The sequence below is a fragment of the Streptomyces sp. NPDC096324 genome, from assembly GCF_044763015.1.
Lineage (GTDB): Bacteria > Actinomycetota > Actinomycetes > Streptomycetales > Streptomycetaceae > Streptomyces.
The window spans coordinates 128,413-141,818 of record NZ_JBIWFK010000006.1; the positions used below are offsets into that span (position 1 = coordinate 128,413).

11 protein-coding genes are annotated in these 13,406 nt (G+C 70.9%); 1 reads left to right on the top strand and 10 read right to left on the bottom strand.

Annotation, left to right across the window (positions count from 1 at the left end; genetic code table 11):
• Window positions 1-2: 2 nt before the first annotated feature.
• The 8 genes from ACIQ7M_RS17665 to ACIQ7M_RS17700 all read right to left on the bottom strand — a co-directional run bounded on the left by ACIQ7M_RS17665 (window position 3) and on the right by ACIQ7M_RS17700 (window position 9,157).
• Window positions 3-377 carry a hypothetical protein gene (locus ACIQ7M_RS17665; RefSeq protein ID WP_355775584.1) on the bottom strand — a complete coding sequence of 125 codons (375 nt, stop codon included), beginning with the start codon at window positions 375-377 and terminating at the stop codon, window positions 3-5.
• 171 nt (window positions 378-548) lie between these two features.
• Window positions 549-2,549, bottom strand: a complete 2,001-nt coding sequence (locus ACIQ7M_RS17670) for an acetoacetate--CoA ligase (RefSeq protein ID WP_403644864.1) — start codon at window positions 2,547-2,549, stop codon at window positions 549-551.
• 30 nt (window positions 2,550-2,579) lie between these two features.
• Window positions 2,580-3,158 carry an RBBP9/YdeN family alpha/beta hydrolase gene (locus ACIQ7M_RS17675; RefSeq protein ID WP_403644868.1) on the bottom strand — a complete coding sequence of 193 codons (579 nt, stop codon included), beginning with the start codon at window positions 3,156-3,158 and terminating at the stop codon, window positions 2,580-2,582.
• A complete protein-coding gene (locus ACIQ7M_RS17680) occupies window positions 3,155-4,441 on the bottom strand; it encodes an MFS transporter (protein ID WP_403644871.1) in 1,287 nt (428 codons plus the stop codon). The genes ACIQ7M_RS17675 and ACIQ7M_RS17680 overlap by 4 nt, the downstream gene beginning before the upstream one ends.
• Before the next feature lie 100 nt (window positions 4,442-4,541).
• On the bottom strand, window positions 4,542-5,450 hold the full coding sequence (locus ACIQ7M_RS17685) for a TauD/TfdA dioxygenase family protein (RefSeq protein WP_403644874.1): 909 nt from the start codon (window positions 5,448-5,450) through the stop codon (window positions 4,542-4,544).
• Between the two features lie 50 nt (window positions 5,451-5,500).
• Window positions 5,501-6,475: a quinone oxidoreductase family protein gene (locus tag ACIQ7M_RS17690; RefSeq protein ID WP_403644877.1), complete on the bottom strand. Its 975-nt coding sequence runs from the start codon at window positions 6,473-6,475 to the stop codon at window positions 5,501-5,503.
• A 248-nt stretch (window positions 6,476-6,723) separates the two neighbouring features.
• A complete protein-coding gene (locus tag ACIQ7M_RS17695; RefSeq protein WP_355775651.1) occupies window positions 6,724-7,776 on the bottom strand; it encodes a 3-keto-5-aminohexanoate cleavage protein in 1,053 nt (350 codons plus the stop codon).
• 379 nt (window positions 7,777-8,155) lie between these two features.
• A complete protein-coding gene (locus tag ACIQ7M_RS17700; protein ID WP_403645880.1) occupies window positions 8,156-9,157 on the bottom strand; it encodes an AraC family transcriptional regulator in 1,002 nt (333 codons plus the stop codon).
• Window positions 9,158-9,521: 364 nt separating this feature from the next.
• On the opposite strand from ACIQ7M_RS17700, the gene ACIQ7M_RS17705 reads away from it, so the two are divergent.
• Entirely contained in the window at window positions 9,522-11,015 is a 1,494-nt protein-coding gene (locus tag ACIQ7M_RS17705; RefSeq protein WP_403644881.1) for a long-chain fatty acid--CoA ligase, read from the top strand.
• Window positions 11,016-11,123: 108 nt separating this feature from the next.
• On the opposite strand, the gene ACIQ7M_RS17710 is transcribed toward ACIQ7M_RS17705, so the two are convergent.
• Both ACIQ7M_RS17710 and ACIQ7M_RS17715 read right to left on the bottom strand, forming a co-directional pair.
• The gene (locus ACIQ7M_RS17710) at window positions 11,124-12,734 is read right to left on the bottom strand and encodes a cation acetate symporter (RefSeq protein ID WP_403644884.1); all 1,611 of its coding nucleotides are present in this window, start codon (window positions 12,732-12,734) and stop codon (window positions 11,124-11,126) included.
• Window positions 12,731-13,168: a DUF485 domain-containing protein gene (locus tag ACIQ7M_RS17715; protein ID WP_355773449.1), complete on the bottom strand. Its 438-nt coding sequence runs from the start codon at window positions 13,166-13,168 to the stop codon at window positions 12,731-12,733. The genes ACIQ7M_RS17710 and ACIQ7M_RS17715 overlap by 4 nt, the downstream gene beginning before the upstream one ends.
• Between the last annotated feature and the right edge of the window lie 238 nt (window positions 13,169-13,406).

Below are 13,406 nucleotides of genomic sequence, written 5' to 3' on the forward strand. Positions count from 1 at the left end.
GTCTACACCTCTAGTTCGGCTTCGATGCGTGCGAGCTGGTGGCGGGCCATGGCCAGGTTCGACGTCCCCTTGTTGAGCACGAGGTACAGGAACAGTCCGTTGCCGTTGCGGCCCGTGAGGGGCCGGATCACGTGGTACTGGTTCTCGAGCGTGATGAGCACGTCCTCGATCTTGCTCTTGAGCCCGAGGTGCTCCATCGTGCGTACCTTGGCCCGGACCACGTCGGTGTTGCCGGCCGCGGCGACGTTCAGGTCGAGGTCCTTGCCGCCCCCCAGTGTGCCCAGCGCCATGCCGCTCGTGTAGTCGACGAGGGCCACGCCCAGCGCGCCCTCGATCGACGTCATCGTCTCCTTGAGGGAGATCTCCACATTTGCCATACCGATGTCTCCTTCGGGTCACCGCGCGGACGGAGGAGTTCCCGACCGGCCGGTGTCCCGGACCCTACGGACCGTCCGCCGGGGTCAGCCGGGTTGTTTCGGGACTGACGGAAGGAGCGCCGAAAGGCGCATCGGGGGACAGCTAATTGATCGTCATTTGCCGGTCGTTGATCACGATTGGCGTCCTGGGCCCGGTGCCCGGGTGACGGCGAAGTCCGCGAACCACGCCAGCATCTCCGGGTGGGTGATGGACCCTTCGCTGCTGACCTCGCCGGGACGGGCGCCCTGGAGGACGCGTTTGACCGGGACTTCGAGCTTCTTGCCGGTGAGGGTGCGCGGGACGGCGGGGACCTGCACGATCACGTCGGGCACATGGCGCGGGGACAGCCGGCTCCTGATGGCCGCGGCGACGTGCCGGCGCAGACCGTCGTCGAGCGCGGCGCCCTCGGCGGGCACGACGAACAGCGGCATGAAGTAGGCGCCGTCGGGCTGTTCGACACCGATGACGAGACTGTCGGCGATCTCGGGGAGCTGGTCGACCACGGCGTAGATGTCGGCGGAACCCATGCGTACGCCGGAACGGTTCAGGGTGGAGTCGGAGCGGCCCGCGACGACGACCGACAGATCGGTGTCGATGGTGACCCAGTCGCCGTGCCGCCAGACTCCGGGGTAGGTGTCGAAGTAGCCCGCCCGGTAGCGGGCGCCGTCCGGGTCGCCGACGAAGCGGAGCGGCATGGAGGGCATTGGCGCGGTCACCACCAGCTCGCCCTGTTCACCGGTCAGCGGGCGACCCTCGGGGTCCCAGGAGGCCAGGGCGACGCCGAGGGCGGGCGCCTGGATGCGGCCGACGCGGACGGGCAGCAGCGGGGTGCTTCCGGCGAGGACCGAGCAGACGTCCGTACCGCCGCAGATGGACTGGAGCCGCACTCCGGACGTCAGCCGGTCATGGACCCACCGCCAGGTGCCGGGCGGCAGGGCCGATCCGGTTTGCAGGACGGTCCGCAGCTTCCCGAGCCCGAACGTGTCCGCGGGACGCGTGTCCGCCTTCTCCGCCGCGGTGAGATACGCGGCACCCAGGCCGAGCACCGTCGCGCCGGTCCGTTCGGCGATCTCCCAGACGCCGTCGATACCGGGGTACGTCGGGCTGCCGTCGTACAGGACGACGGTGGTGCCGTGCAGCAGCCCGCCGACCAGGAAGTTCCACACCATCCAGCTCGTGGAGGTGATGAAGAGATAGCGGTCGTCGGCGCGCAGGTCGATGCCCAGGCCCAGTGCCTTGAGCAGTTCGAGCACGATGCCGCCGTGCCCCTGGACGATCCCCTTCGGTATTCCGGTCGTTCCGGACGACCAGAGGATCCACAGCGGGTGGTCGAAGGGCACTTCGGCGAACTCCGGCTCACCGTCCGTCGAGGGCAGCGCCGACCAGGCGTGCTGCTGGACGCCGGGCCGCCCGGACCACGGGTCGGTCGGAACGGTGAACAGGCCCTCGACGGCGAGGACATGGCGGACGGTGGGCAGTCCGTCCACGAGCTCGGCGACCTCCGGGCGCCTGTCGTACGTCCTGCCGCCGTAGCGGTATCCGTCGGCCGCGACCAGGACCTTCGGCCGTGCCTGGCGGAACCGGGCGAGCACGGCGGGTGTGCCGAAGTCCGGTGAGCAGGCCGTCCACACGGCGCCGACGGCGGCCGTCGCGAGCAGCGCCACCACGGTCTGGCGGAGGTTGGGGAGATATCCGGCCACACAGTCGCCGGACTCGACGCCCATGCCGCGCAGCGCCGCCGCGACATCGGCGACCTGCCGGCGCAGTTCGTGCCAGGAGGTCTCCTCGGGTGTGCCGTCCTCGGTCAGGCTCACGAGCGCCGGGCGGGCGTCGGTGGCCCGGGCGAAGCAGCGTTCGGCGAAGTTCAGCCGGGCGCCGGGGAACCAGTCGGCTCCCGGCATCGCCGCGTCGGCCAGGACCTCGTCGTAGCCGGAGACCGCGTCCAGCCCGTAGAACTCCCACACCGCCGACCAGAATCCCGCGAGGTCGGTGGAGCTCCACCGCCACAGTGCGGCGTAGTCGGAGAAGGGGAGCCCCCGTACCTCGCCCACCCGGGCCATGAAGCGCGCGACGCCGGAGTCCTCCAACTCGCCACGACCGGGGGACCACAGCAGGTCGGTGTCGGTGTTCATCGGGTGCCTTTCTGGGCTGGACGCGGCCGTTCAGCCGGTTTCGAGGTCGCGGAGCAGTTCCTCCGCGCGCGGCCACGGGCCGTGGCCGGACGCGGGGTTGAGATGGCCGACCTCGCCGAGTTCGACCAGGGTGCCGCCCCAGTCGCGGGCCAGTGCGGCGATCCGCTCGGCCGTGCCGAGGGGGTCGTTCGCGCTGGCCGCGACGACGCTGGGAAAGGGCAGCGGGGTCCGGGGCACCGGCGTCCAGCCGTTCTCGTGGAGGACGTCCGGGGTCGGATAGCCCGCGGGCAGCGGGGTTCCGAAGTCCGGCGGTGTCGCGAGCAGGGCTCCGCGCACCCGGGTCGTGTCTCCCTGGGCCCAGTGGACCGTGGTGATCACGCCGGCGCTGTGCGCGACGAGCACGACGGGACCCTCGGTCTCCGAGATCACCTTGTCGAGCGCCGCGACACGGGCCTCGCGGCTCAGACCGTCCTCGGTGAGCGGCGGGACGGTGCGTACGGTGCGTCCCGCCTCGGTCAGCCGGTCCGCCAGCAGGGTCTGCCAGTGGTCCGCGACATGCTCGCGCAGCCCTGGGACGATCACGATCACCGAGTCGGTTCCGGCGCTCACGCGGTCACCACCGCCTCCTCCGGTTCCGACGCCGGGGCGGGACCGCTCGTCAGACGGCGCAGATCACGCTCGTAGAAGTGACGCCCGATCAGGAACGCGGCGGTGGCGGCGAGCGCCCCGAGCGGGACGATCCGCAGGGCGCCGAGCAGCCCCATGTGGTCGGCGAGCGCGCCCGTGACGGCGGGTCCGGGGGCCAGCCCGAGCAGGCTGTTGGCGAAGGTCAGGGTGGCGAACGCCGTCGCGGAGATGGCCGCGGGGGTCAGGTTGGCCACCATGGCGGTCGCGGGACCGGCCGTGCCGGCCGACAGCAGGGCTCCGGCCGCCAGCACCACGAGCTGGAGCGGCCCGGTCGGCAGCCGGAACGCGGTCATGAGCAGGGCGAGCGAGCCGAGGCTGCACCCGATGGCGACCGCCCACTTACGGATGGGGAACGCCCGGCTGATGCGGTCGGAGACGATGCCGCCGCCGATCATGCCGATACCGATCACGAGGATGAAGACGCCGGCCGTCGCGCCCGCCTTCGCGGTGGGCATGTCGTAGTAGCGGTTGAAGTAGCTGGGCAGCCAGGCCATCAGGGAAGCGGCGATGAACAGTTGGAGACCGCTGCCCACGTAGGCGCTGATCACCGAGACGGAGGAGAACAGCCGGGGCAGCAGCAGGCGCAGCCGGCCGCGCGGCCCCGGATCGGGCCCGGCCCCGGTGGAACCGGCCTCCGGCCTCAGCCTCGTCTCGGTGACGACGAGACCGTAGACCGCGGCCAGCACCAGGCCGAAGACGCCCATGACGCCGAACGCCCAGCGCCAGCCCAGGTGTTCGGCGACGGCGCCGCCGATCGAGACGCCGAGGACCGAACCGAAGGCCCCGCCCGCGATGAAGGCACCGGAGAGGGTGGCGCGCAGCCCGATCGGGAAGATGCTCAGGACGACGGCGATGCCGACGCTTCCGTACGCCGCCTCGCCGACGCCCACGAAGAGGCGGCCGACGAACATCTGGTCGTAGTTCGCGGAGAGGGCGCAGCCGAGGGTCGCCACGCTCCACATCACCGCGGCGAGGAGCAGGCTCTTCACCCGGCCCCAGCGGTCGGCGATCAGGGACATGGGGAAGGTGAGCAGGCCGACCATGAGGGCGACGACGCTGCTGAGGGTGCCGAGCCTGGCGTCCGAGAGCAGCCACTCGCTCTTGAGGTCCGGGAAGACGGCATTGAGGACCTGCCGGGACATGTAGTCGGACAGCAGCAGGCCGAAACTGAGCGCGAAGACCACCCAGGCATAACGTCGGGACACGGGCCATCCGGACGAGGCGGTCGTGTCCGTCTCGGAGAGGGGCCCAGCAGTGGTGTGCAACTCCATTGTCATCACCTCACGCGCTGTTGGAGGAAGGAGGTTAGAACGGTCTGTCGCCGACGATTCCCGCGCGCTCCATGCGGCGGACGGCGGGCCAGTAGTCCTGTACGGCGTAGTGCTGGGTGGAGCGGTTGTCCCAGATGGCGACACTGTTCGGGGTCCAGCGCCAGCGCACCTGGTACTCCGGGATCGCGGCCTGGGCGATCAGGTAGTTGAGCAGGAGGCCGGCGCCGGGGGCGAAGTCCTGTCCGAACCGGACGTTCTCGGGCGTGTGGTAGTTGACGAAGTGGGTGGTGAACGCGTTGACGAAGAGGACTTCCTCACCGGTCTCCGGGTGGACGCGCACCACCGGGTGCTCCGCGTCCGGGAACTGAGCCTTGAGGGCGTGCCGCTTCTCCTGGGGCATCACGGCGCCGAAGGTGGCCTCGATACTGTGTTTGGCCCGCAGACCACGGATCTTGGTGCGGATGTCCTCGGGCAGCCGGCGGTACGCCTCGGCCATGTTGACCCAGATCGTGTCCCCGCCGACGGGCGGTCCCTCGACACAGCGCAGTACGGCGCCCATCGCCGGGTTCTCGCGCCAAGTACCGTCGGTGTGCAGGGCGTTCTCGTAGTGCTCGGCCGGACTGTCCAGGTCCTTGTAGATCCGTACCAGGCCGGGGTGTTCGGGGTCGCTGCCGGCCACCGGGTGGTCCTCCAGCGCGCCGAAGCGTTCGGCGAAGGCGACGTGTTCGGCGCGCGTGATGTCCTGGTCGCGCAGGAACAGCACCTTGTACTGGAGCAGCAGGGACTTGATCTCGGCGAAGAGGTCGTCGTCGCGCGCGGCCTCGCCGAGGTTCACACCGGACAGTTCCGCGCCGATCGAGCAGGTCAGCGGCTCGACGCGGATAGAGCCGCGGTGGTGGGCGCGGACCGGCGCGCCCTCGGGCGGAGCGAGCGTGTGTTCCATGGTGCTTCCTCCTGGAGAGAGTGGAGTTGAACCGCGGGGAGAGCTGGGGATCAGAGGACGAAGACGGACGATCCGGTGGTCCGTCCCGCCTCCAGGTCGCGGTGCGCCTGGGCGGCGTCCTCGAGGGCGTAGCGCTGGTTGATCTTGATGTCGATGCGGCCGGAGCCGACGTGGTCGAAGAGTTCGCCGGCGAGCTCAGCCCGCTCCGCGGGGTCCGCGATGTAGTCGGCGAGGGCGGGCCGGGTGACGAACAGGGAGCCCTGGACGGCGAGTTGCATGGCGTCGATGGGCGGGACGGGGCCGGAGGCGGTGCCGAAGCAGACGAGCAGGCCGCGGCGTCGCAGCGAGGCGAGCGAGGAGGCGTACGAGGTCCTGCCGACGCTGTCGAAGACCACCGGGACCCCGGCGCCGTCGGTGAGTTCGCGCACCCGCTCGGCCACGTTCTCGCGCTGGTGGTGGATGACGTGGTCGCAGCCGTGCGCCCGGGCCAGTTCGGCCTTCTCCTCGGTGGACACGGTGCCGATGACATTGAGCCCGAGCAGCTTGGCCCACTGGCAGACGATGAGGCCGACGCCGCCCGCCGCGGCCGTGAGCAGGATCGAGTCGCCCGCCGCGAGGGGGTGGATCCTGCGGAGCAGGTACGCGGAGGTCAGACCGCGCATCGTCATCGCCGCGGCGGTCTCGAAGCCGATGCCGTCCGGCAGCGGGATCAAGGAGTCGACGGGCATGACGCGTTCGGTGCTGTAGGCGCCGAGCGGACTCCCGGTGTACGTGACCCGGTCGCCCTCCGTGAACCCGGTGACGCCCGCGCCGACCGCCTCGATCACGCCCGCCGCCTCGACACCGAGCCCGGCGGGCAGCGGCGCGGGGTAGAGGCCGGTGCGGAAGTAGGTGTCGGCGAAGTTGAGTCCGACGGCGTGGTGGCGGATTCGGACCTCGCCGGGGCCGGGGTCGCCGACGACGACCTCCTCCCGGCGCAGGACCTCGGGACCGCCGGTCTCCTTGAATCGAATGGCGTGGGCCACGGGGGCGCTCCGTTGTTCGTGTCGGGTGGTGGTCGGGGAGGAAGGGGCCGCCGGAACCGGGGGGTCTGGCCCCGGCGGCCCCTGGCGTGGCGGCCGCGGCGGATCGTCGCCGAGGACGGGTCGCCGGGCCGGCCGGTGCGGCGGCCGGACGAGGCGCCCTTGGTCCGTGTCCGTGGGACGGCCGAGCGGGCGCCCTGAGTCCGTCCCGTGTCCGCGGGTGCGGACCGGCGAGGCGGGGAGTGGTGGGGTCAGGCGTCGCGCAGCATGAAGCCGCGCCGGCCCGGACGGCGGTTGGGCACCATCCCGAGCTGGGCGAGGGTCTCGTCGGTGCTCGCGTAGGTCTCGCCGATCTTGTAGATCTTCCTGGCCTCGGCACCGGTCGCGATGTCACGGCCGAGCGCCTGGGAGATCTGCACCATCTGCTCGACCTGCTCGACGCTGGACATGCGCTCGCCCTTGCGCCGCCACAGGTTGTCCTCGTTGCCCACGCGGACGTGCACGCCGAGCGCGATGCCGATCGCGTTCATGGGTGCCACGGCCCGCATGGAGCTCTCGATGGTGAGGACGGCGCCGTCGGGGACGCGACGGACGAACTCGATGAGGTCCGCGGGGTGACGGCCGGCGAAACCGCCGCCGATCGCGACGTAGTTGAGGACCAGCGGGCCGGTGTGGACGCCGGACCGGATGAGCCGCTCCACGGTTTCGAGCTGGGCCAGGGTGGCGAGCTGGAAGTGCGGCTGGATTCCGTTCTCGCCCAGCCGCCTGAGGTGCTCAAGATAGAAGTCCGGGCCGGCTTCCAGGTACATGTCCCGGTAGGCCTTGTAGTAGTCGGGCTTGGCGATCGAGGTGCCCTCCAGATCGTCGTCGGTCATGATCTCGACGATGTTCATCTGGCTGGTGTTGATCGCGATGGTGACCTGGTCCGGCTTCGGGTCCAGGTCGGCGAGCATGTGACGGCTGTCGAAATCGAGCCACTTGGCATCGGAGCCCTCGCCCTCCGGGGCGAAGGAGATCGAGCCGCCGATCTGCAGGACCATGTCCGGCACGGCCTCGCGCAGTCGTCCTATCAGCTCGTTGAACATGGACAGGCGCTTGGAGCCCTTGCCGTCGAGCTCGCGGACGTGGATGTGGAGAACGGTGGCACCGGCGTTGTAGCAGTCGACGGCCGCCTGTACGTGTTCGTCCATCGTCAGGGGGAGGTCGTCGGCGTCGCCGGGAAGCCATTCGGGCCCGTAGGGGGCGGCCTGGATGACGAGCTTTTCCTGGTTCTCGGGGAACAGCGAGTCGTCGTGGAAATGCACGGTCCGTCTCCTTCGTCGGATCGGTGATCACTCGCCGGGGGCATCGCCGCGTGCTGCGCGGGCCTGGGACGTCCGGCGGGGATCGATGCGGGGCACCGGTGACAGCGGGCGCGAGGCGGCCCGCTGCGATCGGCCGGTCCGGAGGGAGTCCGGGGGAGTGGTTCGGCTCCCTCCGACGGCCGACCGCGTTGTGCTGTGCGGTGGTGCAAAGGTAGGGCCGAGTCCAGGGACGTGCTTGCCGTCAGGGGACGGATGATTTGTCATTTGGGGACATCGGGTGAGGCGGCACGCGAAGGGGCCGACGTGTGGCCCGTACAGCCGTCCCGCCCGTCACGGCAGTACCAGCAGGGGAGTTGGGCCGCACGCGGGGTGGGGGCCGCTACGGAGTCCGGCTCCCGCGCCACGCTCGCGGGCTGCACCCGAACTGCTCGCGGAACCACCGGGAGAACCCGCTCAGCGACGAGAACCCCAGCAGGTCGGAGATCTCCGTCAGCGACCGCCGGGGGTTCGCCACGAACTGCTCCGCGAGATGGCGCCGGGTGACGTTGAGGATCGAGGAGAACGTCTCGCCCGACGCGGCCAGATGACGGTGCACCGTGCGCCGGTCGACGCCGAGGCTGCGCGCGACCTGCTCGATCGAGCAGCGCCCGGTCGGCAGCAGGACCTCGATCAGTTCACGCACCCGGTCCGCGGCCGTGGTGTCCTTCGGTACGGCGATCGCGTCGAAGTACTGACGGGCGTACTCGCGCATCAGCGGGTCGGCCATGGCGTTGGGGGCGTCCAGGTCATCGGCGTAGAAGACGATCCCGTCGATCTCGCGGTCGAACTGGACGATGGGCCCGAACGCGTGCCGGTGCGCCGAGGTGTCGGCCGGCGCGGAGTGCCGGAACCACACCGACAGCGGCTGCCAGCGAGCGTGCAGGAAGTCGCTCAGGATGCGGTGGTACGCGGCGACGGCCAGCTCCGTCGCCTGCCGGGACTCCATCGCCTCGCCGAGCCGCAGATCCACCTTCAGCGTCGCCAGTCCGTCGCCCTCGGACAGCCGGGTGTGCAGCACCTCGTTGTACATGTACTGATGGCGGATCAGGAGTTCCAGCGCGCTGCGCACGTCCGGTTCCTCGCGGACCACGAGGCTGATGGGGCCGAGGGTGGAGAAGCGGCGGAACTCCGCCAGCCGCACCCCGAAGTCCTCGTGGCCCGACTCGGCCGCCGACAGCTCCAGCACCTGGACGGCCGCCGTACCGGAGATCCACCGGTCCTGGACGGTGAGGGCCGCGGTGTCCAGACCCACCCGCTTCAGCAGCGCCTGCGGATCGATGTCCAGGGAGCGGCACAGCTCGACATAGCCGCTCAGTGCGGCGGTGCGGACCAGCGGTCTCATGGGCACGCTCCAATGGTGTCCCGAAAAGCCAAGTCTCCTGTCCCGCCACGACAAGCGCGGCGGTGGTCGAGGAACCTAGCATGACGCCGTTCACCTGCCGGGCCGCTCATGGGGGGCCGCTCACCGGCAGGTGAACGCGCGACGGAATGGAGGCGAACATGACAGGGCGCCGGGTGGTGCACGCCCCTACGGCTTTCGAGGATCATGGGCCGCCGGAACACCAACGCCACCCGCCGCGGATCCGGCCGGCCTTCCCGCCGGGATCCGGTAGCCAGGACGCACACCGCTGGGTCACGCTTCGCGATGTGATCCGACCGCGCGGCACCGCCGCGACCCGCGCGACGAACGCAAGGAGATCCACGGCATGACCAACCTCGTCACCCTTCTGGCCGCCACCGTCTCGGCCCACGGCGAGAACGTCGCCGTCCGCCACGACGACCACACGCTCACCTACGCCGAACTCGACGACGCGAGCGCGCGCGTGGCCACGCTGCTGCGGGACCGCGGCGTCCAGCCGGGCGACCGTGTCGCGCTGACCATGCCCAACGTCCCGCTGTTCCCGGTCCTCTACTACGGCATCCTGCGGGCCGGCGGTGTCGTCGTCCCGATGAACCCGCTGCTCAAGGCCCGCGAGGTCGCCTTCACCCTGCGCGACTGCGGAGCGCGCGTCGCGCTGGTCTTCCCGCTGTTCGCCGACGAGGTGACGAAGGCCGCCGCCGAGACGGGCACCGACTGCCTGGTGACCGACCCCCGGACCTTCGACGCCCTGCTGCGCGGCCACGAGCCCCTGCGCGACACCCCGGACCGGGCCGACGAGGACCCCGCCCTCATCCTCTACACCTCCGGTACCACCGGAACGCCCAAGGGCGCCGAACTCTCCCACCGGAACCTGGCGAGCAACACCCTCACCACGGCTGAGACCCTCCTCCAGGTCGGACCGGACGACGTGCTCTTCGGCGGCCTGCCCCTCTTCCACGCCTTCGGCCAGACCTGCGCGCTCAACGTGGCCGTCGCGACCGGGGCCACGCTGACCCTGCTGCCCCGGTTCGACCCGCGCGGCGCGCTGGAGATCATCGCCCGGGACGAGGTCACCGTCTTCCTCGGCGTGCCGACCATGTACGCGGCGCTGCTGCACGCCGAACTCCCCGACGGCTTCGACGCCGGGCTGGTGCGCCTGGCCGTCTCCGGTGGGGCCGCGCTTCCGGTCGAGGTCCTGCACGGATTCGAGAGGCGCTTCGGCGCGGCCGTCCTGGAGGGCTACGGGCTGTCCGAGACATCACCGGTGGCCGCGTTCAACCACCCGGACCGTCCGCGCAAGGCGGGCTCGATCGGCCTGCCGATCCGCGGTGTCGAGATGCGGCTCGTCGCCGAGGACGGCGGCACGGCCGCGCCCGGAGAGGTGGGCGAGATCGTCATCCGCGGCGAGAACGTCATGACCGGGTACTGGAACCGCCCGGACGCCACCGCGGACGCGGTCCGCGACGGCTGGTTCCACAGCGGTGACCTGGCCCGCGTCGACGAGGACGGTTTCTACTTCATCGTCGACCGCAAGAAGGACATGATCATCCGCGGCGGCTACAACGTCTACCCGCGCGAGATCGAGGAGGTGCTGTACGAGCACCCCGCCGTCGCCGAGGCCGCCGTCGTGGGCGTGCCGCACCCCCTGCACGGCGAGGAGGTCGCGGCCGTGGTCACGCTCAGGCCCGGCGCCGAGGCCACGTGCGAGGAGATCCGGGCGCACGCCAAGGAACGGGTCGCGGCGTACAAGTACCCCCGCCTCGTCACGATCGCGGCCGAACTGCCCAAGGGACCCACCGGCAAGATCCTCAAGCGCGAGATCGTGGTCGACGGCTCCTGAGGCGAGGACGGCAGAGGCCGGATGGACGGCCCCGGTGAGAGTGGCGGCGATCCCGCTGCTCCCACCGCTCCCGCCGCGCACAGCTCCCTGGGCCGCGGCCCGCGACCCTCACCGGTCCCTGGGCCGCGGCCCCGCGAGGATCAGGCTCTCGACACTCTCGTACACCCCGCGTTCCCGGTCCGCCGCGCGGCGTCCGGACAGCATGCTGCCGAGCCAGCCGAACGCGAAGCCGAGCGGGATGGACACCAGCCCCGTGGTGGTGAACGGGAACCAGTTGAAGTCGGCGGCGGGAAAGGCGGACGTCGGGGAGCCGGACACCAGTCTGGTGCCCGGCATCAGCACCAGGACGGCGAGCGTGCCGCCGATGAGCGTGCTCAGCAGGCCGGCGCGGGTGTAGCGGCGCCAGAAGAGGCTGTAGACCAGGGCCGGGGCGATCGCCGAGGCGCCCACGCAGAAGGACATCGTGGCCAGCGGCTGAAGGCTCCGATCCTGGACGAGGACCGCGAGGGCGATCACGGGCGCGCCGACGACCAGGGCGGAGCCGCGCGCGAAGCCCGTCTCGCGCTGGGGCGACATGGCGGTGCGCCGGCCCGCGAAGACGTCGTGGGCGAGCGAGTTGGCGCAGGCGAGGGTCATGCCGGCGACCGAGGCGAGCAGGGTGAGGAAGATGGCCGTGGTGACCGTGGTCAACACCAGGGTCTCGGCCCGGGACACCACGGGGCCGAACGCGGCACGTGCGCCCAGCAGATAGGCGGTGTGCCCGCGCGGGTCGGCGGCGGTGACGCCGGACCGGCCGATCATCGCCGTCGCGCCGATGGCGATGACGCCCGCCACGAGCATGAACAACGCCACCGAGGACACCGCCCAGGACATCGAACGCCGTACCTGGCGTGCGCTGTTCGCGGTGAACATCCGCATGGTCACATGCGGCAGACAGGCGCCGCCCAGGACGATGGCGAACTGGGTGCTGATCATGTCGAGGCGAGGATGCGGGCCTCCGGCGAACTGGAGTCCGCCGTGCAGGAAGGCGTCCGGTGAGCCGCTGCGGTGCGCGGCCGCGGTGAACAACGCCCCCGGGTTCCAGTGGAATTGGCCGAGGATCAGCACGGCGACGGTGATTCCGGAACCGAGGAGCACGACCATCTTCAGAAGCTGGATCAACGCGGTGCCCCGCATGCCGCCGATGGCCGCGTAGATGATCATCAGAGTGCCGACGCCCACGATGCAGCCCGTCTTCATGGAACTGTCCGTGAAGCCGAGGATGAACGCCAACAACTGCCCGGTACTGGCGAGTTGGACGAGCATCATCGGTACGAGAGCCGCGATCGTGACCGCGCACCCCGTGATCCTGACGGCCCGGCTCGGCATCCTGCGGGCCAGCACGTCACCCATGGTGAACGTGCCCGTGTTCCGCAGGGGTTCGGCCAGCAGGAACATCAGCACGAGCAGCGAGAGCAGGGTGCTGAGGGCCAGGACGACCCCGTCGAAACCACACAGGGCGATCACACCGCCGATGGTCAGGACGGTCGCCGCGGAGATGTAGTCGCCGGCGATGGCGAGCCCGTTGCGCAGCGGGGAGAGCGAGCGGTAGCCGGTGTAGAACTCGGCGAGGTCGTCGCTGTCGGGGCCGGTGAGAACGCAGAGCAGCAGCGTGACCGTGACGGCGATCGAGAAGGCGACCAGGGACCAGGACTGCGTGGAGCCGGCGAGGCCGCTCACCGCTTCCGCTCCTGCTCGCCGCTGGCCCACGGCACGCTCCGGTTCACACGGCGCGCGAGTGGGTCGACGTAGCGGCGGGCGGTGCGTTCGTAGACGAGTACGGCGAGCCAGGTGGCGGGGATCTGGCCGAGGGCGATGACCAGGCCGGCCGAGAGACCGCCGGCGACGGGACGGTCCATCAGACCGGGAGAGCCGGCGCAGAGGCCGAGGAAGAGGGTGAAGCAGCCGAGCACCGCGAAGGTGGTCACGCGCCGCTGGCGGCGGTAGGCGCGCCGCAGGACGCGCAGATCGCGGTGGTGCCCGGTCCAGGCGTGGGGGGATGCCCCGCCGCGTAAGGGTTCCGCCGCGGCCGGGTCCGGGACGTGCGGGGCGAAGGAGTTGTGGTGTCCCCGCGGCGGTCGCGCGGGCCGTGGGGCGGAGCTGTCGTACGACATGCCGGCCTCCTGGTGGGGTGCGGGCCCGGCGTGCACGGGCCGCGGGACAGTGGGGGAACGGCTCGGGTCCTCGCACGCTATGCGGCCCGTCGGCCCGTGCGAAGGGCTTTCCTTCAACTACCTGGTGGGAACGCGTATATGCCGCTGACCTTGTCTGTTGCCGAAGAAACCGCTGTTGCGCCGGAGGCCGGAGTGAGGACTGTGGTGGGGGTGATGCGGCCGTGGGCCGGTCCGGGCG